The organism is Seonamhaeicola sp. ABD4_340 (genome assembly GCF_056312135.1).
In genome coordinates, this window is the sequence record NZ_CM149981.1 from 866,977 (window position 1) to 886,375 (window position 19,399).

Genomic DNA, 19,399 nt, shown 5'->3' on the forward strand with positions numbered 1-19,399 from the left:
CCTTAATAATTTTAAGCTTCTTCTTAATAAAATATAATAATTTTAAGGCATGCTTAGAGAAATTATACATAATGAACTTTTTACCATTTTACTAGTTATTGGTATTGCTTTAGTTGCTATTGCTAAATTAGCTGACCCAAAGCGGTTTAACGACTTTATTTATGTAATAGGAAACTCTAAATATTTAAAAATTTACTCTAGAGAACAAAAGTTTTTTGATAAGTTTGATGCTCTTTTATTTTGCAACTTAATAATTTGTGCCGCTACTTTTACATATACTGTTTACAGGCATTTTACAAATACTAAGAGTACCAACATTAATCTATTATTTAAAATGGCTGTTGGTATTGGCGCTTTTATACTTATAAAAGTACTTTTAGAAAGACTCATAGCCAGCCTTTTTGAAATTGACAAATTAGTTGACAACTATATATTTCAAAAAATAAGCTACAAAAATTACATTGGTATTTTATTACTGCCTATAAATGCTATTTTACTATACAAAATTCAAGTTTCTTTAACGGTAATTTACATAATGGTTATTATTTTATTAATTGCAAATATTATAGGAATAATAACATCATTTAAAATGCATCAAAGTTTTATAAAAAACTATTTATTCTATTTTATTTTGTATCTTTGCGCACTTGAAATAACACCCTATCTTATATTATACAAGGTGTTTATGAGTTAATACAGAACAAACTACTTGTGCCTATGAAAGTGAAAACAATTTTAGTATCTCAACCAGAACCTAAAATAGAGAACTCACCATACTTTGATTTACAAGAAAAACGAAAAGTAAAAATTGATTTCAGACCGTTTATTCATGTTGAAGGTGTACCTGCAAAAGAAGTAAGACACCAAAAGGTTGATTTAAATAATTACACAGCCATAATTTTAACTAGTAGAAATGCTGTAGATCACTTTTTTAGAGTAGCTGAAGAAATGCGCTTTAAAGTACCAGATACATTGAAATATTTCTGTCAATCTGAAGCTGTTGCTTATTACCTTCAAAAATATGTTGTGTATAGAAAACGTAAAATTTATGTTGGTAAACGTACATTTTCTGAGCTTTCACCATTAATAAAAAAGTATAAAGACGAAAAGTTTTTATTACCAAATACCGATAAAGTTAAACAAGAAGTGCCAGACACTTTAGATGCCTTAGGTGTAGACTGGAAACAGGCCACTTTTTACAAAACTGTAGTGAGTGATTTATCAGATTTAGCTAATGTTTATTATGATGTTTTAGTATTTTTTAGTCCGTCTGGAATTGAATCTTTGTTTCAAAATTTCCCAGATTTCAAACAAAACGATACAAGAATAGCTGTTTTTGGAAACACAACTATAAAAGCGGTTGAAGCTAAAGGTTTGCGTGTAGATATTGCTGCACCAACACCCGAAACACCTTCAATGACAATGGCTTTAGAAAAATACATTGACAAAGTTAATAAAGGGAAATAATTACCTTAAAATACTATTAAAAAAGGCTGATTTTTTAAAAAAATCAGCTTTTTTCTTTAACTAATAAACACTTAAAATGCGTAGCGCTGCGGTCCGCCACGTCTTATCTCTTCACTACAGTGCGCTTCAAACTTTTTAAAATTTTCTCTAAAAGCATTTGTTAATTTAAAGGCTGTAGTGTAATATGCTTTATCATCATTCCAAGTAGCTCTTGGGCTTAATACACTTGTTGGCACGCCAGGGCAACTTCTTGGTTGGGCTACTCCAAATACAGAGTGAATATGGTAATCGTCATAATTATACAAACCTAAATCACCATTTAAAACGGCATTTATCATGGCCCGTGTATATTTAAGTTCCATACGCTTTCCTACACCATAAGGACCACCCGTCCACCCAGTATTTACCAACCAAACATTAACACCAGATTTAACCATTTTTTCACTTAGCATTTCAGCATATTTTGCTGGATGTAAAGGCATAAAAGGCGCACCAAAACATGCTGAAAAAGAAGGTACAGGCTCAACAACACCTGCTTCAGTTCCTGCTACTTTTGCTGTATAACCCGATATAAAATGATATGCAGCCTGACTTGGGGTTAATTTTGAAATTGGCGGAATTACACCAAAAGCATCAGCCGTTAAAAAGAAAATATTTTTTGGGTTTTTGCCTATTGAAGGCACTTTAATATTTTCAATATGATGAATTGGATAACTAACCCTTGTATTTTGTGTAATGGAAGTGTTAGTAAAATCTACCACACCACTATCATCTAATATAACATTTTCTAATATGGCGCATTTTTTAATGGCATCATAAATTTCAGGTTCTTTATCTCTTGAAAGGTTTATAACCTTAGCGTAACAACCACCTTCAAAATTAAAAACGGTGTTTTCATTTGTCCAACCGTGTTCATCATCACCTATTAAACTTCTTTTTGGGTCTGTTGATAGTGTGGTTTTTCCCGTACCCGATAACCCAAAGAAAATAGCAGTATCGCCCTTTTCACCAACATTGGCACTACAGTGCATTGGCAATGTGTTTTTAAAAACTGGTAGTATAAAATTTAAAGCTGAAAATATGCCTTTTTTAATTTCGCCTGTATAACCTGTACCGCCAATAAGTGCTATTTTTTTTGAAAAATCTAAAATTGCAAAATTATGCTGTCTTGTACCATCAACTTCAGGATTTGCCATAAAACCTGGGGCATTTACAACCGTCCATTGAGGATTAAAATTATCTAACTCTTCATCAGTAGGTCTTAAAAACATGTTGTAAGCAAATTGATTGCTCCAAGGATATTCATTTATTACGCGTATGCTCAGTTTATAATTTTCATCGGCGCATGCGTATGAATCGCGTACAAATATTTCTTTGTTAGACAGGTAATTAACAACTTTACTATAAAGTTTATCAAATTTATCCGCATCAAAAGGAATATTAATATCGCCCCACCAAACGCGGTCTTTAGTAATATCATCTTTAACAATAAACCTGTCTTTAGGTGAGCGCCCTGTAAATTCACCAGTATTAACTGCCAAAGCACCAGACGAGGCCTGAACACCTAAGCCCTTTTTAATTGATATTTCATGAAGTGCTTCTGCCGAAAGCTGGTAATGTAATGTAGCATTTTTTATGCCGTAACGCTCTAACGAAATCGTTTTCGTAGTTTGGGTGTTTTTATCCATAAATTCGCAAAAATTTAAGTTTTACGCAAAATTAATAGTTTTATTTTGATAATTACACTTTTTAAACAGCTATTTCTGTTTAATTTTTAAAAATTTCACAATTAAAATACTCCAAGCAAGTACAAGTAACAAACCTCCTATTGGAGTTATAAAACCAATAGTTTTGAAGTTAAAAGCAGACAGATTATTAGTTGCTAAACCATAAATAGACCCAGAAAAGAACAAGACTCCACAAACTATTAAATAGAAAATAATAGCCTTGGTTTTTTCAGTTAAAAAAGAAGTACCTCCTACAAAAAGCAAAAATAATGCATGATACATTTGATAGCGCACGCCTGTTTCAAAAGTTTTTTGAGCCTCTATTGAAATTAATGATTTTAAACCGTGTGCGCCAAAAGCACCTAAAATAATGGCAATTACACCTAATATAGCACCTGCTAATAATATTTTTTTGGTCATTATTTATTGTATTAATATTGCAAAATTAGTAAACTAAAACTAGTAATTTATTTACCAGGTTAATCAATTTTAATATTTTAGTTTTAAATTGAAATCAAATTATTAAATTAGCCTTTTAAACAGAAATCATTTTAAATGAAATCAAAAGACAAAGCTTTAACAATAGACGGAATAGACAAAAAAATATTGCGTGCCCTTATGGTAGATGCTAGAACGCCCATTTTAGAAATAGCCCGAAACGTTGGTATTTCTGGGGCTGCCATACACCAGCGTTTACGTAAACTTGAAAAATCTGGTTTAATAACTGGTTCAAAATTTGTAATAAACCCAAGAGTTTTAGGCTACACAACTGTAGCTTTTATTGGTGTTTATTTAGATAAAGCCATACACAACCCAGAAGCTATTAAACAACTTAAAAAAGTGCCCGAAGTACTAGAATGCCATTATACAACTGGCAATTGGAATGTACTTATTAAAATTATTTGCAAAAATAATGCACATTTAATGCACTTGTTAAATGATGAAATACAAACTATTTCGGGAGTTTCTAGAACTGAAACATTTATTTCACTAGATCAACAAATTGATCGCCAAATGAAGATATAAATAAAAACCCCGAACTAACACTCGGGGTTTTTTATTGATAATTATAATAGTTTTTTACTAAAAGTTTTTACTACTTCATTTTCATTAACCAATTACGTACATCAACTTCTTGTTTAATGATGTTTCTTAATTCATCAATTTTAACGCGTTGTTGCTCCATAGTATCTCTATGCCTAATGGTAACAGTATTATCTTCAATGGTATCATGATCTACTGTAATACAAAATGGTGTTCCGTTAGCATCTTGCCTACGGTAACGGCGTCCTACAGCGTCTTTTTCATCATAAATAACATTAAAATCCCATTTTAATTCATCAACAATTTTACGTGCTATTTCTGGCAAACCATCTTTTTTAACTAGTGGCAAAATAGCTGCTTTTACAGGTGCTAAAACACTTGGCAATTTTAAAACAGTTCTGGTAGTACCATTTTCTAATTCTTCTTCTTGTAATGCATTAGAGAAAACTGCTAAAAACATTCTATCTAAACCAATTGATGTTTCTAATACATACGGCACATAGCTTTTGTTCTCTTCAGGATCAAAATATTGTAATTTTTTACTTGAAAATTTTTCATGCTGACTTAAATCGAAATCAGTTCTAGAATGTATACCTTCTAATTCTTTAAAACCAAACGGAAATTTAAACTCAATATCGGCAGCAGCATCAGCATAATGTGCTAATTTTTCGTGGTCATGAAAACGATATAAATCTTCACCCATACCTAAACTTAAGTGCCATTTTAGGCGGGTTTCTTTCCAGTGTTCATACCATTCTTTTTGTGTGCCTGGTTTAATAAAAAATTGCATTTCCATTTGTTCAAACTCACGCATTCTAAATATAAATTGTCTGGCAACAATTTCGTTTCTAAATGCTTTACCTGTTTGCGCTATACCAAACGGAATTTTCATTCTTCCTGTTTTCTGTACATTCAAAAAGTTTACAAAAATACCTTGTGCTGTTTCTGGGCGCAGGTATAAATCCATAGCACTTTCTGCACTTGCGCCTAGTTTTGTACCAAACATAAGGTTAAACTGTTTAACGTCTGTCCAGTTTTTACTTCCGGTTAGCGGGTCTGCAATTTCTAATTCTTCAATTAGGGCTTTAACATCGGCTAAATCTTCGTTTTCTAAAGATTTTGCCATTCTAGATAGAATTGTATTTATCTTTTCTTGATAACCAAGCACTCTACCATTGGTAGTTACAAATTCTTCTTTGTTAAAAGCATCACCAAAACGTTTAGCTGCTTTTTTTACTTCTTTATCAATTTTAGCTTCTATTTTAGCACAATAATCTTCAATTAAAACATCGGCTCTGTAGCGTTTTTTAGAATCTTTATTATCAATTAAAGGGTCATTAAACGCATCTACGTGTCCTGATGCTTTCCAAGTGGTTGGGTGCATAAAAATAGCGGCATCTATACCTACAATATTTTCATGCATTTGTACCATGGCTTTCCACCAATAATCTCGTATGTTTTTCTTTAGTTCGGCTCCGTTTTGTGCATAGTCATAAACAGCGCTTAAACCATCATAAATTTCGCTACTTTGAAATACATACCCGTATTCCTTTGCATGCGATATAACCTTCTTAAATTTATCGTCTTGATTTGCCATAGCTGCAAAAATATAAAACGCCCTGAAACTAAAAGCGTTCAACATTAAAATTTATTGAAAATTGTGGTATTTTTATGTAAGTTTACTCATCTATTTTCTAAATTAAATAAACTTCACAATACCAAAATAAATGATAGCTGATGTAGTAAACTTATTTTTTCCTAAGGTTTGTTATGCCTGCCATAGTTTACTACAAGATAATGAACACGATATTTGTATTGATTGCCGGCATGATTTACCTGTTACAAACTTTCATTTTGATGATAATAATAGCGTTAAAAAAGTACTTTATGGCCGTGTAAAAATTGAATTAGGCACCGCTCTTTTTAGGTTTGAAAAAAAGAGCAACGTACAAAGGCTCATACATGGCTTAAAATATAAAGGCTATGAAAAAATTGGGTTTACACTTGGCAATTGGCTTGGTGGTGAGCTTAAAAATATTGATGCCTACAAAAATATTGATTGTGTAATACCCGTACCTTTACACAAAAAGAAATTACAAAAACGTGGTTATAACCAAGTAACTAAATTTGGACAACAATTGGCACTTGCATTAAATGCCCAATTTATTGATAATGTATTGGTAAAAATTACAAATACCACTTCACAAACCAACAAAACACGTGTTGCACGCTGGAAAAACACCAACGAACTTTTTGCATTAAAAAATATGCAACACATTGAAAACAAACATATTTTATTAGTTGATGATATTATAACAACTGGCGCTACCTTAGAAGCGTGTGCCACGGTGTTACAACAAGCTAAAAACATAAAAATTAGCATTGCTACCATGGCAATAGTACCGTAATTTGCACGTTATATTTCTAATTTTATGTAGGTTTGTGCAAAATTAAGTTGGTAATGAATAAAACCCTTTCAAACGTTGTTTTATTAGTTTTTTTTGGAACGCTTTTAATTAATTGCGCTAACCGTGGCACACCCGATGGCGGCCCAAAAGATGAAGAACCTCCAAAAATTGAAAAATCGTCTCCAGAGAACTATTCTACCAATTTTAAAGGCAATGAAATTGAGGTTGAATTTGATGAGTATATAAAAATTAAAAACATTGAAAAACAACTCATTATTTCGCCACCAATGAAATACCAACCTGAAATTAGGCCTATGAGTGGCGCTAGTAAAACAATAAAAATTAAAATTATTGACACACTTTTACCAAACACCACCTATGCTTTTAACTTTGGAAATAGTATTGTAGATAATAACGAAGGAAACCCATACCCGTACTACAGATATGTATTTTCTACCGGAGATTACATAGATTCTTTAAAAGTACAAGGCCAAATTATTGATGCTTATAACAGAGCACCAGAAACCTTTGTAAATGTAGCTTTATATGAAGTAGATTCTACCTTTACAGATTCTATTGTTTATAAAGAAGTACCTAAATACATCACCAACACACTTGATAGTCTTACCACATTTTCTATTGAAAATATTAAAGCCGGCAAATACATGCTTATGGCTTTAAAAGATAATAATGGCGATAATAAATTTCAGCAAAAAACAGATCAAATTGCGTTTCACAAAACATTTATTAACATACCTACAGACACCACATACACATTAAAACTTTTTAAAGAAGCGTTAGATTTTAAAGCTGTAAACCCAAAGCTTATTTCTGGTGAAAAAATTGCTTTTGGTTATGAAGGAGATTATAAAAACATGCAAATAAAAATACAGTCTGAAACCCCCAAAGATTTCAAGTATAAAATCACTAAAGATAAAGAAACAGACACACTATACTACTGGTACAAACCAAGATTAGAGGTAGATTCGCTGTTATTTAAAGTAACAAACACCAATTACGAAAAAACTTTTACAGCTAGAATTAGCGTGCAAGAACGTGATTCTTTAATGCTTAATGCCAACCCTACAAGTTCTATTTCTTTAAATGAAGATTTTAAAATTTCAGGCACTACACCACTTACTTTTTTTGATGCTGAAAAAGTAACTTTAATAGACAAAGATTCTACCAAAGTAAACTTTACCACAGCCTTTGATACTATTAACAACACCTATGTTTTCAAATTTAAAAAAGCGTATGAAAACAATTATAATTTTGAAATAAAACCCGAAGCTTTTGAAGATTTTTACGGCACTTTTAATACAGATACACTAAACTATAGTGTTAGCACCAGAAAAGAATCTGATTATGGTTACGCGCGTTTTACATTAGTTAATGCCAAATACCCACTTATACTTCAATTAACCAATGATAAAGGCGATGTTAAATTTGAAACTTATGTTGAAAAACAACAAGAAGTAGACGTTTTAAATGTTACACCCGGAAAATATTTTGTAAGAGCTATACATGATGCAAACGGTAACAAAAAATATGATTCTGGTAATTATTTAAAAAAGATACAGCCAGAACACGTAAGCCACTTTATTTTTGACAATGACGAAGAAATAAGAGCCAATTGGGGTTTAATACAAACGCTTAAATTTTTAGACTAAAATTATCTTTATCATCTAGAAAGCGTAGCGCATTTCTATATTTTAAAACATGTTGTTTTTGCAAGGTTACAACTTCAACCTGTGTTTTATTTGGTTGTATATTTGTAATTTTAGTTCCTAAAACATCGTAAGTTGCAGAGTTGCCCGAGTATTCAATACCTAAACCATCTACACCAACTCTGTTAACTCCAATGCAATAACTCATATTCTCAATAGCTCTTGCTTTTAAAAGCGCATCCCAAGCATTTATACGTTTTTTGGGCCAGTTGGCAACGTATAACAACACATCATAATCTGTTGTGTTTCTTGCCCAAACAGGAAACCGCAAATCATAACAAACTAAAGGGCAAAATTTCCAACCTTTATAATTAACAATAAGCTGCTTAATTCCTTTGGTGTATACTTTATCTTCACCGGCTAATGTAAATGTATGTCGTTTATTGTAACTGTATATTTTTCCGTTAGGTTCAACAAAAATTAAGCGGTTGTAATAATTATTATTTTCAGTTATTACAACACTACCCACAATTGCAAGCTGGTGTTTTTTGGCGGTATCTAACATCCAATTAACTGTTTTTCCTTGCATGGTCTCAGCAACAGTTTGGGCATTCATTGTAAAACCTGTTGTAAACATTTCTGGCAACACAACAACATCTACATTTTGTGGTAGTGTTTGTATTTTATTGTAAAAATTAAACCGATTTTGTTCAGGGTTTTCCCAAACTAAATCGGTTTGAATTAGTGCTATATTTAGTTCGTTTTGCATATTGAAAATTACTTATTTAAAACAGCAAAACCAAACTTAAACTACGTTTAAACTTAAATAGATTTCAGTTTTTTTTCGGCTTTAATAAACTTTTCATTAAGCTTTTCTAGCTTTTGCTCGTATTGTATTTCTTTAATTGGAGATAGCTTTCCTTTTTCTTTTAAGCGTTTAAACTTAGCTTGTGTTTTTTCTAAATTATTTTTTGCTTTATTGTAGTTGGCCTGTATAGTTTCTTTTCGTTTTAATGCTTTGGTTGCTTTTTTACGTTTTTGCGCTTCTTTTTTTCTTTCTTTTTCGGCTTTCTTTAAATCTTTCTCTTGCTTTAGTTTTGTTTTCGCATCAGCTTTTTCTTTTTTTAATGTATCTTTAATAGCCTCTTGTTCAGCTTCGGTTAAGGTGGCCGTTACATCTTCACCATTTTTATAAATTTTACTGCCTTTTAGCTTGTAATTAACTGTATTTACTTTACTATTTTGAGCGTTACATGTTATACTAAAAAACCCAAAGCTTAGTACTAAAATTAAAAGTTTCATATGTAATATTAAGTTTATTTTTTATTAAGACACACTGCATTAAAAAAAGTTACATACAAAAAAAAGTAACGTTTAGGTTGGATTTTTAAACGTTACTTTTATAAATGGCTTAACCTTGAGTTAAACCAGTTTTCGCTTTCCTCTCAAAAGCTTAACTATTCTTCTTTTCATTTTACATTTAATTTTTTGCATTTCTTTTAAATTATTTTCAACCTGTTCATTACAAGGTTTATGCTCGCAATCGTAAAAATTTTCCATAGCTTGTATAAAATCTATTGTTTTTATACATTGCATTAAATTAAAGTGTTCTTTAGGTTTTTTTATTTGAGAAATAATGTTTTTGTGTAGTTCTTGTTTTTTAATAAAACTATTATAAATAATAGCACTTTGGTTGTTATTTAAACTATCTGTTTCTTTTTGTATGTTATATGATTGAACTAAAAAATATAGCGTTATAATAATGTATAAAACAACCACTACAGCAAGTATTTTTATTATTAACATGTTTAAGTTTTTTTAGGTTAGATTTAGGTAAAACAATAGTGTAATAATTCTTTTTTACTAGAATTATGTATTGTTAAAAATTAGAATTAAATAAGCTGTTTGTGTTTCATTTTATATTCTGAAGATTCTTCTAAATAAAATTTAGCATTATTAATTACCCTAGATAAATCTTTATCTAACTTGTAAGAAACTATTAAAATGTGACATGATAAGGCACCGAAAACGATGACAAAAACTAGTAAAATAAGTAATATGTTGAAGATTGACATACTTTTGATTTTTAATGGATTAAACAATTTACTACAGCAAATTTATAGATTGTTTTAATCCATTTTTCCGTTTATCGATAAAACGCCTTAACTGTTTCGGTTAATGGTTTTATTTTTAAGATTAGATATATTAAACAATATCCATTTTCTTCAATAAAAAGGATGCATTCATGTTTTGACAAACACCTTGCTTTAGCATGTAATCAAAATAAAGTTCGTTATTAATAATTTCGGCATCAAAATAATAATTCTTCACATGTTTAAGTTCATTTTCAATAGCACATAAACTCAAATCGTGCGTTGCAATAATGCCTGTAGCGTGTAATGCCACTAATTTTTCAACAAATTTTTTAGATCCAATAGCTTTATCTGTACTATTGGTACCTTTTAAAATTTCATCTAAAATTATAAAATAAGAATCGTTTTTAATTGTATCTACAATAAACTTTAACCTTGTTAATTCTGAAAAGAAATACGAACTATCATCTGTCAAAGAATCTGTAGTACGCATGCTTGTTATTAATTTTACCGGATTGTATTTACTAGATGTTGCACAAACTGGCAAACCAACATTGGCCATAACTATATGTAAAGATACTGTGCGCAAAAAGGTACTTTTGCCTGCCATATTTGCACCGGTTACAATAAAAAACTGTTCATTATCAATTTGTAAATTACTATCAACACGCTTTGAGGCGTTTAATAGCGGATGCCCCAACTTTTCAGCTTTAATAACTTCAGGAGAATTTGTTATTTCAGGATACACAAAATGCCTGTGGTTAAACGCATAATTACCTAGTGAAATGTAAGCATCAAAAAACTGTACTACTTCAAACCAATCATTAACTTTATGACCGTAATTTTTAATCCATTGTTCAATTTTGTAACTATTTTTTAAATCGGTTAAAAAGTATCCATTTCCAAAAAAAGCACCAATAATGTTGTTTCTATTATCTAAAGCATCTAAAGCTTTTGAAAGCTCTTTAAAAATTACTGAAGCTTTTTTATTTTCAGAAGTTATAAGCGCTTGTTTTTCTTTTAAAAGTTTAGATTGAAATTTGGCCTCTTCAATTTGCTTTAGTAATACACTGTATTGCCTAAATGTATCCTTTAATTTATCTGTTTTAAATGATAATTCGTTTATTTTTTTCACATAAACACCCGTAATACCCAAACCAACAAACAACCAATACCCAATAATAGACGGTGCTATAAAACCACCCAAAGTTGCAAGTAATAAAACGCCTGTAATTATTGAAAAAACCAAAGGTAACCAGCGCATAGTTTTAGGCAAAAACAACGTGTAACTTTTAAGCCAAGTAATAATAGATTTTGCTGAAGTTTCAATGGTTACCAAACTAGACGCTGCTAAATAAAACTGGCGCCACTTTGGCATTTCACTCAATTCTTTTATGGCTTTTTGCCTCACCGGGATATCATCAATATTATTAGCTTTTAATAGGTTTGAAAGTGTTTCTGTACCCTCATTTATTGTAGTTCTGTTAATGAATTGAAAGAATGAACCACGACCAAACAAATCTATATCTAAACTATAAAAATGTGAAGGGTCTTGATATTGGCTGCCACTATCTCTGTCATGAAATTTACCCAATGCAATGGCAATTTCATCATTATTAATAGTTACCAATGCTTCAAAAAAAGCCTTATTATTTTTAACATCGGTGTATTTTGATAATAATTTCACAAAAACAACCACACCAATTAACGCTATTAAAACAGCAATTTGCCAAGTATTAATTGTAAAATAAACACCCAAACCTGTTAATAAAAACACTGTTAACCTCACCAGGCTAAGCGATATCATTTTTTTATGACAAGCTTTGGCTTTTGCTTTATATAATGTAACGTTTTCTTTGTAAAAGTTGTTTGTATCTATCATTTTTAAATAAAGAAAAGCCCTGAAAAAACTTCAGAGCTTTTATAATGTATTGTTTTTAAATTTTAGTCTCTTCCAAATACTTGTAGCGCCCAGTATAATAAGTTAGCAAGCGCACCAATAGCCGCTACTAAGTATGTTCTTGCAGCCCACTTTAAAGCATCTTCAGAGCCTTTATATTCATCTGGAGTTACAACATTTTTATTTTTTAACCATGCCAATGCGCGGTTACTAGCATCATACTCTACAGGTAATGTTATAAAGCTAAACAAGGTTGCAAACCCCATTAATACAACACCTGCCACAGCTACCCACCAGCCTAAACCTAAACCAGCGGCACCACCTAACACTAAACCACCAATGATTAACCATTGAGACATGCCTGAACTAACACTTACAATAGGCACCAATGTTGAACGCATTTGCAACCAATTATATGCCTGGGCGTGTTGTACAGCATGCCCAACTTCATGAGCTGCTACTGCAGCCGCAGCAGCGTTACGTTGGTTGTAAACAGCCTCACTTAAATTAACGGTTTTGTTTTTTGGGTTATAATGATCTGTTAACCTTCCTGCTGTTGAAATAACTTCAACATCATAAATACCATGATCTGCCAACATTTTTTGTGCAATTTCTGCACCACTCATGCCATTACGTAATGGTGTTTTAGAGTATTTATCAAACTTGCGTTTTAGCGTGTTACTAACAGCCCAACTTACAAGTGTTATAGCACCAATTAATATATAATATCCTATCATTTTGTTTTTTTCTTTTTAATTATAAAGTAAATATAACAATAATTACACCATAAATATAAAAATGAAAGTTTGTCATATAAAAAAAAGAAAACCCTAACAAACAAATGTTTATTAGGGTTTCTGCTATTAACCTAATCAACTTAAATTATGCAGTTTCAAACGCTAAATCAAACGCTTCTGCAATTTCTTTATAAACTATTTTACCGTTTACTATGTTGAGTCCTTTTGCAAGTGATTTATTTTTCTTAGTTGCTTTTTTCCAACCCATGTCTGCTAACTTAATAACGTACGGTAATGTAACATTAGTTAAGCCCACTGTTGATGTATAAGGCACTGCACCAGGCATGTTTGCCACTGAGTAATGCACAACCTCATCTATAATATACGTTGGGTCTTGGTGTGTAGTTGGTTTTGTAGTTTCAAAACAACCACCTTGATCTACAGCCACATCAACCATTACGGTACCGGGTTGCATATCTTTAAGCATATCTCTTGTTATAAGTTTTGGAGCTTTGGCACCTTTTATAAGTACACCACCAATAATTAAATCGGCGTCTTTAATGTGCTTTCTAATGTTATATTCACTAGAAAACTCGCTAATTACGTTATTTGGCATAGTTTCGCTAACATGCCTTAAGGCTTTCATATTTATATCTAAAATAAATACGTTTGCGCCTAAACCAGAAGCCATACGTGCTGCTTGCACACCTACTACGCCTGCACCTAAAATTAAAACCTTTGCTGGTGGTACTCCTGGAATTCCGCCAAGTAAAATACCGCGTCCCATAATAGGTTTTTCTAAATATTTAGCCCCTTGTTGAATAGACATTCTTCCGGCTACTTCAGACATAGGAATTAACAACGGTAATGAACCATCTTTATCTTCAACAGTTTCATAAGCAATACAAACAGCCTTACTTTCAATCATAGCTTTTGTTAACGGCTCACTAGATGCAAAATGAAAATACGTAAACACGGTGTGGTGTGGTTTAATTAACGTATATTCTTGTTCAATAGGTTCTTTAACCTTTACAATCATTTCGGCAGTTGCGTAAACATCTTCAATAGTATCAAGAATTGTTGCGCCTGCTTCAACATAATCTTCATCTAAAAAACCACTGTTAAAACCAGCATTTTTTTGCACATAAACTGTGTGATTTCTTTTAGCAAGTTCAAAAACCCCAGATGGCGTCATACCAACACGGTTTTCATTATTTTTAATTTCAATAGGAACACCAATTTTCATAAGCGGTGATAATTTTTAAGTTATTTGTTAAAAACGGTTACAAATTTAAAACATTAGATTGAAAAAAAATTCAAAAATCATGTTTTTATTAAAAAATAATTAAGGAAATGAACATATATTTATGAATTAACTAAAATAGATATTCACAATATATCTTTTTTAACTATTTTGTAATTAAGACGTATAAAAATTAAAAAACCCCTAATTTTTTTGAAATAGTACTAACGTTTAGAGTATTTAATTTTGAAGTAAACTAGTAAGAAAGACGATATAATGGTGATAGAGTTTGCCAAAATCATTGATAAACTATTCATTAAAATGCCATACACTAGCCAAAATAAAATACCAATGAAAAAGATGAGCAGCATGGGAAGTGATAGTGCCGATACATCTTTAGTTTTCCAAGTTTGATAAACTTGCGGTAAAAAAGCCGATGTTGTTAAAACAGCGGCTGTTAAACCTATTATTTCTATATAATCTATATTAAAAACTTGCATAATGGTTAAAAAAACATTGCACAATTTTAACCTACAATGTTTACAATTTTACCGGGCACTACAATAACTTTTTTAGGCGTTCTGCCAGCTAATTGCTCTTGTGTTTTTTGGTGAGCCATAACTGTTTTTTCAATATCTTCTTTACTCATATCTAATGGCAACTCCATAGTAAAACGCATTTTACCGTTAAATGAAATTGGGTAGTTTTTACTGCTTTCAACTAAATGACTTTCATCAAACTTAGGAAATGCAACTGCGCTAATACCTTTATAATCATTTGGTAATTCATCTGGTTGAATGTATTTACCAAACTCAACACAAGCGTAAAGCTGTTCTGCTACATGTGGCGCATACGGTGAAATTAACACCAATAACGGTTGTAAAATAGCTTTACTTGTACATTTTTGAGATAATAACTCGTTTACCGCAATCATGAAGGTTGATACTGATGTATTGAATGAGAAATTCTCAATATCTTCTTCAACCTTTTTAATGGTTTTATGTAATGTTTTAAGGTTGTCTTTGGTTGGCTCCGTATCAGTTACTTTTAGTCCGTTGTCATCAAAATACAGTTTCCAAAGTTTTTTTAAGAAACCGTGCACACCGGTAATACCAGCTGTATTCCAAGGTTTGTATTGCTCTAACGGGCCTAAAAACATTTCGTATAAACGTAAACTATCAGCCCCGTAATCTTTACAAATATTATCTGGATTGACTACGTTGTATTTTGACTTTGACATTTTTTCAACGTCGCGAAACACTTTTATAACTCCCGATTCTTCAACAGGAATTACATTTTTATAGTCTGCTCGCCAATTTCTGAATAGCTCTAAATCTAATTCATCAGAAGCATTTACGAAAGATACATCAACATGCGTTTTATATATCTCATCAACACCATACTTTATTGAATCAACTATTCTTGCTCCATTCTCATCTAGAGAAAAATGTTTTTGCACTACAACCATCAATACTTCATGAAATTCTAATAATTTGCTATTATATTCTTCTACCGAAATAGATCTAGCACCAGAAAGTTCAATAATCCAGTCATTAGTTATAGCCAATAAATATCTACTCTCAACTCCATTACTGTCTTTGATAAAGACATTTAACAAACTAACAAAAGCACTAGTTCCCAAAATCATACCTTGGTTAATTAGTTTTTTAGCAAACTCATCATGACCAACATAACCTTTATCAAACATAAATTTTTGCCAAAAGCGCGAGTATAGTAAATGCCCTGTGGCGTGCTCACTACCACCAATGTATAAATCTACTTGTTGCCAATAATTAATGGCTTCTTTTGAAAAGATAGCCTCATCATTTTGTGGGTCCATGTAACGGTTAAAATATTGCGAGCTTCCTGCCCACCCTGGCATGGTGTTTAACTCTAAAGGAAAAACTGTTTTGTTATCAATTTTTTGGTTTTCTACAACTTCGTTTTTCTCGGTATCCCAAGCCCATTTGGTGGCGTTTCCTAATGGTGGCTCACCGGTTTCAGTTGGTAAATATTTTTCAACTTCGGGTAACTCAATAGGCAAATATTTAGCATCAATCATTTGTGGCATGCCATTAACATAATACACAGGAAATGGTTCTCCCCAATAACGCTGGCGGCTAAATACGGCATCGCGCAGGCGGTAATTGGTTTTTCCTTCGCCTTGGCCAATTTGCTCTAACTCATAAATTACACGTTTGGTAGCTTTTTTATAATTCATGCCATTAATAAAATCACTATTGGCAATAACGGTTTTGTCTTTATCGGCAAAGGCTTGTTCAGAAATATCTACACCTTCAAAAATATTTGGTATTTCAATTCCGAAGTGTTTTGCAAAATCATAATCGCGCTGGTCTCCACAAGGTACCGCCATAACAGCTCCTGTGCCGTAGCTAGCAAGTACGTAATCGCCAATCCAAATAGGAATAGGCTCTTTAGTAAACGGATGTTCTGCATAGGCCCCTGTAAACACGCCAGAAATGGTTTTAACATCGGCCATTCTATCGCGCTCGCTACGTTTTGCTGTAGCTTCAACATAGGCATTTACCGCAGCTTTTTGCTCTGGTGTTGTAATTTTTGACACCAAATCATGTTCTGGTGCTAAGGTCATGAAACTTACCCCGAAAATGGTATCAGGACGGGTGGTGAAAACCTCAATTTCCCATCCTAAATCCTTCCCTGAGGGAAGGACTTGCGTACTCTTCACAGATTCTCTTTGTGATAATTCTGCTGTTATTTTTTCTAAAACAGTACCTATATCCCCTAAAACTTCTTCATTTGAGAATCTTATTACTTTGTAATTATCATTCTCTAAAATTTCAGTTCGTTTTGCATCTTCTTCAACTTGAGATTCATGGATTTTACCATCAACCTCAACAATTAACTTTTTATCTAAACAAACAAAATCTACTATAAAATCTCCAATTAAATGTTGTTGTCTAAATTTAGCATCTAGCTTTTTTCCTTTTAAATTTTGCCAAAGAGCAGCTTCAGCTTCAGTAGGATTAGCTCTCATTTCTTTGGCTCTTTCAATGAGTAAATGAGAATTATTTCCACCAGTCATATAACCGGGCATTTTAGAATCTATTTTCTCTTCCCCTTTGGGGAAGGATAGGATGGGGAATCTTACAGAAGCCCCAACCGATTTTCCAATCCAGTTACGCTGGCTTTCTTTTAAAGAGTCTGTCCAATCTATAGTTTCTAAACCTTGAAGTAAACGTTCAGCATAAGCAGAAATACGCATACTCCACTGTGTCATTTTTTTACGCACAACCGGATGCCCTCCGCGTTCAGATACGCCGTTTACAATTTCATCGTTTGCTAAAACAGTTCCTAAAGCCGGACACCAGTTTACTTCAGTTTCGGCTAAATAAGTTAAACGGTATTGTAGTAATATTTGCTCTTGTTTTTCTTTTGAAAAGGTTTTCCAATTGTTAGCTGAAAATATTTCAACATCGTCATCACAAGCAGCGTTTACATTGGCATTTCCTTCGTTATTAAAAATATCTATTAACGCTGAAATATCTTCAGCTTTATTAGTATTGTAATTAAACCATGAATTAAATAATTGAATAAAAATCCACTGCGTCCATTTATAATATTTTGGGTCTGATGTTCTTACTTCACGAGACCAATCGAACGAAAAGCCAATTTGATCTAGTTGGCGGCGGTATGTTGCAATGTTTTCTTTGGTTGTAATTGCAGGGTGCTGCCCCGTTTGAATGGCATATTGTTCTGCCGGAAGCCCAAAAGAATCATACCCTTGCGGATGCAATACATTAAATCCTTTATGGCGTTTGTAGCGTGCATAAATATCAGATGCAATATACCCTAACGGATGGCCAACATGTAAACCTGCACCACTTGGGTACGGAAACATATCTAACACATAATATTTGGGTTTTTCACTTTGGTTTTCGGCTTTAAAGGTTTTATTTTCTGCCCAATATTTTTGCCACTTGGCTTCTATTTCGTTGAAATTGTAATTCATGACTCTTTTAAAGATATTTAACGTCATTGCCAATAAAGTGAAGCTATCTGCTAATTAAAAAGATTACTTCGTGGTTGCTACCCTAGTAATGACGGCTGCAAATTTAAACTTATTATAACACTATTAAAAGTTAAACGTTGTATTAGTTAAGGAATACAGAATTCTTTTATATTTTTACTGCATTAATGAAATAGATTTTATGAGCTCATATTTTGAAAAACAACAAAAACGCCGACTTATTTCTTCATACTTTTCAGTGGTATTAAGCATTGCGTTAGTATTGTTTTTACTTGGCTTGTTAGGTATTATACTTTTGAATGCAAAAAAAGTATCAGACCATTTTAAAGAACAGGTAGTTGTTACTATTTATTTGAAAGAAAATGCCAAAGAAGTTGAAGTTAAACAACTTGAAAAAAGTTTAGCTATGAGCGATTATGTAAAATCTATTGAATACGTTAGCAAAGAGCAGGCTGCCCAATTTATGAAAGCTGAAACAGGCGAAGATTTTATGGATTTTGTAGGCTACAACCCTCTACAGAATTCTATTGATGTGCATTTAAAAGCAGATTATGTAACCTCTGAACATTTAGAAACCGTATCTGCCGAGGCTTTAAATAAAAAGTTTGTTGATGAAGTAAGCTATGATAATGACTTAGTAAACCTTATGAATGATAACGTTAAAAAAATTAGTTTTTGGGTACTCATTATAAGTGCACTTTTTACTGTAATTGCGGTGCTTTTAATAAATAGTTCATTACGTTTATCTGTATACTCAAAACGGTTTACCATTAAAACAATGCAAATGGTTGGGGCAACCAAACACTTTATACGCAAACCTTTTATTTGGAAAAGCATACGTTTAGGCATTATTGGTGCTACATTGGCTTTAATTGGTATGGCCATTGTGCTTTATTATTTAAACCAAACATTTCCTGAATTACAATTACTTGCTAAACCTGTTTTAGTTGTTTTACTTTTTGCTTTTGTTTTTGCCTTAGGTATTATTATTACTTGGATAAGCACCCATTTTGCAACCCAACGTTTTTTAAATTTAAAAACCGATGAGTTGTATTATATAGTATAAATTACATTTAGATTAACACTTTGGCACCAAATAAATGC

At 32.0% G+C, this 19,399-nt stretch carries 17 protein-coding genes; 6 read left to right on the forward strand and 11 right to left on the reverse strand.

Annotated elements, in window-relative coordinates; genetic code table 11:
* Positions 1–49 precede the first annotated feature (49 nt).
* Positions 50–694 (forward strand): DUF4271 domain-containing protein, encoded by a 645-nt coding sequence (locus tag ACYX4H_RS03860; protein WP_476237899.1) that lies wholly within the window; start codon positions 50–52, stop codon positions 692–694.
* Positions 695–717: 23 nt separating this feature from the next.
* Positions 718–1,467: a uroporphyrinogen-III synthase gene (locus ACYX4H_RS03865; RefSeq protein ID WP_475295860.1), complete on the forward strand. Its 750-nt coding sequence runs from the start codon at positions 718–720 to the stop codon at positions 1,465–1,467.
* A gap of 71 nt (positions 1,468–1,538) precedes the next feature.
* Here ACYX4H_RS03865 and pckA read toward each other — a convergent pair whose 3' ends face one another.
* Together pckA and ACYX4H_RS03875 are read right to left on the reverse strand one after the other, a co-directional pair.
* Positions 1,539–3,155, reverse strand: a complete 1,617-nt coding sequence (gene pckA, locus ACYX4H_RS03870) for a phosphoenolpyruvate carboxykinase (ATP) (protein WP_476237900.1) — start codon at positions 3,153–3,155, stop codon at positions 1,539–1,541.
* A 69-nt stretch (positions 3,156–3,224) separates the two neighbouring features.
* Complete coding sequence (locus ACYX4H_RS03875; RefSeq protein WP_476237901.1) at positions 3,225–3,614, reverse strand: DUF423 domain-containing protein; 390 nt, start codon at positions 3,612–3,614, stop codon at positions 3,225–3,227.
* Positions 3,615–3,749: 135 nt separating this feature from the next.
* On the opposite strand from ACYX4H_RS03875, the gene ACYX4H_RS03880 reads away from it, so the two are divergent.
* Positions 3,750–4,220, forward strand: a complete 471-nt coding sequence (locus ACYX4H_RS03880) for an Lrp/AsnC family transcriptional regulator (RefSeq protein ID WP_147134731.1) — start codon at positions 3,750–3,752, stop codon at positions 4,218–4,220.
* Positions 4,221–4,290: 70 nt separating this feature from the next.
* Here ACYX4H_RS03880 and ACYX4H_RS03885 read toward each other — a convergent pair whose 3' ends face one another.
* Positions 4,291–5,835 carry a glycine--tRNA ligase gene (locus tag ACYX4H_RS03885; protein ID WP_476237902.1) on the reverse strand — a complete coding sequence of 515 codons (1,545 nt, stop codon included), beginning with the start codon at positions 5,833–5,835 and terminating at the stop codon, positions 4,291–4,293.
* Between the two features lie 130 nt (positions 5,836–5,965).
* On the opposite strand from ACYX4H_RS03885, the gene ACYX4H_RS03890 reads away from it, so the two are divergent.
* Both ACYX4H_RS03890 and ACYX4H_RS03895 read left to right on the forward strand, forming a co-directional pair.
* Positions 5,966–6,646, forward strand: a complete 681-nt coding sequence (locus tag ACYX4H_RS03890) for a ComF family protein (protein ID WP_476237903.1) — start codon at positions 5,966–5,968, stop codon at positions 6,644–6,646.
* A gap of 53 nt (positions 6,647–6,699) precedes the next feature.
* Positions 6,700–8,316 carry an Ig-like domain-containing protein gene (locus ACYX4H_RS03895; RefSeq protein ID WP_476237904.1) on the forward strand — a complete coding sequence of 539 codons (1,617 nt, stop codon included), beginning with the start codon at positions 6,700–6,702 and terminating at the stop codon, positions 8,314–8,316.
* Here the strand turns inward: ACYX4H_RS03895 and ACYX4H_RS03900 are convergent.
* The 8 genes from ACYX4H_RS03900 to ACYX4H_RS03935 all read right to left on the reverse strand — a co-directional run bounded on the left by ACYX4H_RS03900 (position 8,300) and on the right by ACYX4H_RS03935 (position 18,277).
* Positions 8,300–9,082 carry an amidohydrolase gene (locus tag ACYX4H_RS03900; RefSeq protein WP_476237905.1) on the reverse strand — a complete coding sequence of 261 codons (783 nt, stop codon included), beginning with the start codon at positions 9,080–9,082 and terminating at the stop codon, positions 8,300–8,302. The two genes, ACYX4H_RS03895 and ACYX4H_RS03900, sit on opposite strands and share 17 nt — an antisense overlap.
* A gap of 53 nt (positions 9,083–9,135) precedes the next feature.
* Positions 9,136–9,615, reverse strand: a complete 480-nt coding sequence (locus tag ACYX4H_RS03905; protein WP_476237906.1) for a hypothetical protein — start codon at positions 9,613–9,615, stop codon at positions 9,136–9,138.
* Between the two features lie 120 nt (positions 9,616–9,735).
* A complete protein-coding gene (locus tag ACYX4H_RS03910) occupies positions 9,736–10,119 on the reverse strand; it encodes a hypothetical protein (protein WP_476237907.1) in 384 nt (127 codons plus the stop codon).
* Positions 10,120–10,518: 399 nt separating this feature from the next.
* Positions 10,519–12,288: a MutS-related protein gene (locus ACYX4H_RS03915; RefSeq protein ID WP_476237908.1), complete on the reverse strand. Its 1,770-nt coding sequence runs from the start codon at positions 12,286–12,288 to the stop codon at positions 10,519–10,521.
* A gap of 62 nt (positions 12,289–12,350) precedes the next feature.
* Complete coding sequence (locus tag ACYX4H_RS03920; protein ID WP_475295870.1) at positions 12,351–13,043, reverse strand: zinc metallopeptidase; 693 nt, start codon at positions 13,041–13,043, stop codon at positions 12,351–12,353.
* A 145-nt stretch (positions 13,044–13,188) separates the two neighbouring features.
* The gene (gene ald / locus ACYX4H_RS03925) at positions 13,189–14,289 is read right to left on the reverse strand and encodes an alanine dehydrogenase (RefSeq protein WP_475295871.1); all 1,101 of its coding nucleotides are present in this window, start codon (positions 14,287–14,289) and stop codon (positions 13,189–13,191) included.
* Between the two features lie 221 nt (positions 14,290–14,510).
* Complete coding sequence (locus ACYX4H_RS03930; RefSeq protein ID WP_476237909.1) at positions 14,511–14,786, reverse strand: SemiSWEET family sugar transporter; 276 nt, start codon at positions 14,784–14,786, stop codon at positions 14,511–14,513.
* A 26-nt stretch (positions 14,787–14,812) separates the two neighbouring features.
* Complete coding sequence (locus tag ACYX4H_RS03935) at positions 14,813–18,277, reverse strand: leucine--tRNA ligase (RefSeq protein ID WP_476237910.1); 3,465 nt, start codon at positions 18,275–18,277, stop codon at positions 14,813–14,815.
* Between the two features lie 199 nt (positions 18,278–18,476).
* Between ACYX4H_RS03935 and ACYX4H_RS03940 the strand changes: the two genes are divergently transcribed.
* Complete coding sequence (locus ACYX4H_RS03940) at positions 18,477–19,361, forward strand: cell division protein FtsX (protein WP_476237912.1); 885 nt, start codon at positions 18,477–18,479, stop codon at positions 19,359–19,361.
* Positions 19,362–19,399: the final 38 nt, after the last annotated feature.

What these genes read in the sequence shown, in the direction of transcription:
- ACYX4H_RS03860 (WP_476237899.1), top strand. Translation starts at nt 50, where the DNA reads ATGCTTAGAGAAATTATACATAATGAACTTTTTACCATTTTACTAGTT.
- ACYX4H_RS03865 (WP_475295860.1), top strand. Translation starts at nt 718, where the DNA reads ATGAAAGTGAAAACAATTTTAGTATCTCAACCAGAACCTAAAATAGAG.
- pckA (WP_476237900.1), bottom strand. Translation starts at nt 3,155, where the DNA reads ATGGATAAAAACACCCAAACTACGAAAACGATTTCGTTAGAGCGTTAC.
- ACYX4H_RS03875 (WP_476237901.1), bottom strand. Translation starts at nt 3,614, where the DNA reads ATGACCAAAAAAATATTATTAGCAGGTGCTATATTAGGTGTAATTGCC.
- ACYX4H_RS03880 (WP_147134731.1), top strand. Translation starts at nt 3,750, where the DNA reads ATGAAATCAAAAGACAAAGCTTTAACAATAGACGGAATAGACAAAAAA.
- ACYX4H_RS03885 (WP_476237902.1), bottom strand. Translation starts at nt 5,835, where the DNA reads ATGGCAAATCAAGACGATAAATTTAAGAAGGTTATATCGCATGCAAAG.
- ACYX4H_RS03890 (WP_476237903.1), top strand. Translation starts at nt 5,966, where the DNA reads ATGATAGCTGATGTAGTAAACTTATTTTTTCCTAAGGTTTGTTATGCC.
- ACYX4H_RS03895 (WP_476237904.1), top strand. Translation starts at nt 6,700, where the DNA reads ATGAATAAAACCCTTTCAAACGTTGTTTTATTAGTTTTTTTTGGAACG.
- ACYX4H_RS03900 (WP_476237905.1), bottom strand. Translation starts at nt 9,082, where the DNA reads ATGCAAAACGAACTAAATATAGCACTAATTCAAACCGATTTAGTTTGG.
- ACYX4H_RS03905 (WP_476237906.1), bottom strand. Translation starts at nt 9,615, where the DNA reads ATGAAACTTTTAATTTTAGTACTAAGCTTTGGGTTTTTTAGTATAACA.
- ACYX4H_RS03910 (WP_476237907.1), bottom strand. Translation starts at nt 10,119, where the DNA reads ATGTTAATAATAAAAATACTTGCTGTAGTGGTTGTTTTATACATTATT.
- ACYX4H_RS03915 (WP_476237908.1), bottom strand. Translation starts at nt 12,288, where the DNA reads ATGATAGATACAAACAACTTTTACAAAGAAAACGTTACATTATATAAA.
- ACYX4H_RS03920 (WP_475295870.1), bottom strand. Translation starts at nt 13,043, where the DNA reads ATGATAGGATATTATATATTAATTGGTGCTATAACACTTGTAAGTTGG.
- ald (WP_475295871.1), bottom strand. Translation starts at nt 14,289, where the DNA reads ATGAAAATTGGTGTTCCTATTGAAATTAAAAATAATGAAAACCGTGTT.
- ACYX4H_RS03930 (WP_476237909.1), bottom strand. Translation starts at nt 14,786, where the DNA reads ATGCAAGTTTTTAATATAGATTATATAGAAATAATAGGTTTAACAGCC.
- ACYX4H_RS03935 (WP_476237910.1), bottom strand. Translation starts at nt 18,277, where the DNA reads ATGAATTACAATTTCAACGAAATAGAAGCCAAGTGGCAAAAATATTGG.
- ACYX4H_RS03940 (WP_476237912.1), top strand. Translation starts at nt 18,477, where the DNA reads ATGAGCTCATATTTTGAAAAACAACAAAAACGCCGACTTATTTCTTCA.